The organism is Streptomyces sp. NPDC094143, from assembly GCF_040303825.1.
Taxonomy (GTDB): Bacteria; Actinomycetota; Actinomycetes; order Streptomycetales; family Streptomycetaceae; genus Streptomyces.
In genome coordinates, this window is sequence record NZ_JBEOTZ010000109.1 from 1 (window position 1) to 2,991 (window position 2,991).

The following is a 2,991-nucleotide window of genomic DNA, read 5'->3' on the forward strand; positions in this document are numbered from 1 at the left end:
GAGGTCAGCAGTCCGGCCTCCTTGAGCTTCTTCAGGTGGTGGGAGACGGTCGGCTGGGAGACACCGACGTCGGAGATGTCGCACACGCACGCCTCCCCGCCCTCGTGCGAGGCCACCGCGGAGAACAGCCGTAGGCGAACCGGATCGCCGAGCGCCTTGAACATCCGCGCCGCGGTCTCGGCCTCTGCGGCGGTCATCGGGCGTTCGGTCAGCGGCGGGCAGCACGGCGCCACGCCCTGGCCGTCGGAGGGCTCGAGCAGCGGCAGCACCTTCGCATTCGACATACGTCTATGTTGACACACGTCGAACCAGTGGGTCGAGGGTCGTCACCGGCGCGCGAGGTGGGCGGCCAGGCGCCGGGCGATCCGCTCCGCGTCCCGGCCCACGCCGCGCAGTGAATTCGACGACAGGCTGCGCTGCCACTCCAGTCCGACGAACGCCAGCCCCGGCACGTGGGCGGCCAGGCCTTCGCGGTGGCGGGGGTTCCCGGTTGCGTCGAGAGCGCCGTCGAGGCCGGCGAGGTAGGGCAGGTCGGGGCGATAGCCGGTAGCGAGCACGACCGTGTCGACCTCCTCCCGGCTTCCGTCCGGCCAGACGAGCTTGGACCCGTCTGCGCCCGTGAACAGCGGCCGCCGGTCGGGCCTGCCGGAGGCCAGGGCGGCGCGGTAGCGGCCGTCGTCGAGGACCGGCTGCGCCGGCGGGTGCGCAAGGAACCGGCCGAGAGGCGCGGTGTCCAGGCCAGTGCGCTTCGTCCAGAAGTGCAAGTCACGGCCGAGGATCCGCTGAGCTGCGAACTTCACCGGGGCGCGGGTGGCGAGCGTGACCCGTGCGGTCCTGGTGAGCTCGACGGCGATCTGCACCGCGGAGTTCCCGGCCCCGACCACGACCACCCGGCGGCCGGCGAACGGGGCCGGGCTGCGGTAGTCGGCGGCATGCAGCACCTGCCCGGCGAACTCCTCCAGGCCCGGCAGCGCCGGCCGGTGCGGGCACCCGAACGTCCCCGAAGCCGCCACCACGGCCCGCGCGGACTGCTGGCCGCCGCCCTCCAGTTCCACCGCGAAGCCGTCGCCGGTGCGGCGGACCGCGGTGACGCGGCTGCCGGTGCGGATATCGGCGTCCAGGCGGTCGACGTAGGCGGTGAGGTAGGCGACGACCTCGTCGCGGTGCGGGTAGCGGTCGGCGCCGGGGAACGGCATCCCGGGCAGGGAGCTGTACCGGGCGGGCGAGAACAGCGTGAGGCTGTCGTAGTAGCGCGGCCACGACCCGGCCGCCCGGCCGGACGCCTCCAGGACCACCGGCCGCAGCCCGCGCCGCACCAGCGCGTGGGCGGTGGCCAGTCCGGACTGGCCACCGCCGATGACGGCGACGTCGATGCGCTCCATCAGCGAATCCCCCTGGGTTCGATAGATGTCTATGTTGACGCTCATCAATACAGGTGTCATGCTGGGCCGCGCAAGCCATCGACAGATGTCGAAACACGCAAGGAGTCGCCGTGAACGCGCCCGCCACCACCGAGCTGCCCGTCGTCGTGATCGGGGCCGGACCCACCGGCCTCGCCGCCGCCGCCCACCTCATCGAACAGGGCATCGAACCCCTGGTCCTGGAAGCCGGCCAAAAGGCCGGTGCCGCGGTGCGCGAGTGGGCGCATGTGCGCCTGTTCTCCACCTGGGGTGAGGTCGTCGACCCGGCGGCCGAGAAGCTCCTGGCCCCCACCGGCTGGACACGCCCCGACCCGGCCACCTACCCCTCCGGCGGCGACTGGGCCGAGTCCTACCTGCAGCCGCTCGCCGACGCCCTCGGCGACCGCCTCCGTCTCGGCACGCGCGTCACCGGCGTCTCCCGGACGGGCCGGGACCGGATCGTGGACGCCGACCGCGAGCAGCAGCCGTTCGTCGTGCACGTCGCCCACACCGACGGTCGTGAGGAGCGCCTCTTCGCCCGCGCGGTCATCGACGCCTCCGGCACCTGGACCACGCCCAGCCCGGCCGGCGGCAGCGGACTGCCGGCGCTCGGTGAGAAGGCCGCCGCGGACCGGATTACCTACCGCGTCCCGGACCTGAAGGACCCGGCCGTCCGCGCCCGGTACGCAGGTAAGCGCACCGCCGTCATCGGCTCCGGCGCATCCGCGTTCACCGCCCTCGCCTACCTCGCCGACCTCGCCAAGTCCGACGGCGGCACGGGCACGAAGGGCGTGTGGATCCTGCGCCGGGGCATCTCCGGCTCCACCTTCGGCGGCGGCGAAGCTGACCAGCTCCCGGCGCGCGGCGCCCTGGGCCTGGCGGCCAAGGCCGCCGTCGACGAGGGCCACGCGGACGCGGTCACCGGCTTCCGCACCGAGGCGATCGAGCGGGCAGACGACGGTCGGCTGATCCTGGTCGGCGAGGACGGACGCCGCCTGGACCCGGTCGACGAGGTCATCGTGCTGACCGGCTTCCGCCCCGACCTGTCCTTCCTCGACGAGCTGCGCCTCGGTCTCGACGAGCGCCTCCAGGCGCCGGTCGCCCTGGCGCCGCTGATCGACCCCAACCAGCACTCCTGCGGCACCGTCTACCCCCACGGCCACCGCGAGCTCTCCCACCCCGAGCAGGGCGTGTACCTGGTCGGGATGAAGTCCTACGGCCGCGCCCCGACTTTCCTGGCGATGACCGGTTACGAGCAGGTCCGCTCCGTCGCGGCCGCGATCGCCGGCGACGTCGAGTCCGCCGACCGCGTCGAACTCACCCTGCCCGAGACCGGGGTCTGCGGCGGAGCCGGCCTGTTCGACACCCCCGATGCCGCTGAGGGCGACGGAGGTGGCTGCTGCGCGCCCGCGCCGCAGCTCGTCCAGCTCGCCGCTCCCGCCGCGGTCGGCGCGGCTGCCGAAGAGGCCCCGGCGGGCGGCTGCTGCGGCTCGTGACCCACCAGTCCCGCTTCCTGCGGGAGGACGGCCTGGTCGTGGTGGCGACCATCGCCTTCGGCATGGGCATCGACAAGCCGGACGTGCGTTTCGTC

The 2,991-nt window shown here is 73.6% G+C and carries 3 protein-coding genes; 1 reads left to right on the forward strand and 2 read right to left on the reverse strand.

Annotated elements, in window-relative coordinates; translation table 11 throughout:
• Positions 1 to 284: ArsR/SmtB family transcription factor (locus ABTZ58_RS39905; RefSeq protein WP_351368377.1), on the reverse strand; the 284-nt coding region annotated here is incomplete at its 3' end.
• A 42-nt stretch (positions 285 to 326) separates the two neighbouring features.
• Complete coding sequence (locus ABTZ58_RS39910; RefSeq protein ID WP_351368383.1) at positions 327 to 1,382, reverse strand: flavin-containing monooxygenase; 1,056 nt, start codon at positions 1,380 to 1,382, stop codon at positions 327 to 329.
• Between the two features lie 110 nt (positions 1,383 to 1,492).
• Between ABTZ58_RS39910 and ABTZ58_RS39915 the strand changes: the two genes are divergently transcribed.
• Positions 1,493 to 2,896, forward strand: coding sequence for an NAD(P)-binding domain-containing protein (locus ABTZ58_RS39915; RefSeq protein ID WP_351368380.1), 1,404 nt, complete (start codon positions 1,493 to 1,495; stop codon positions 2,894 to 2,896).
• The last annotated feature ends 95 nt before the right edge of the window (positions 2,897 to 2,991 follow it).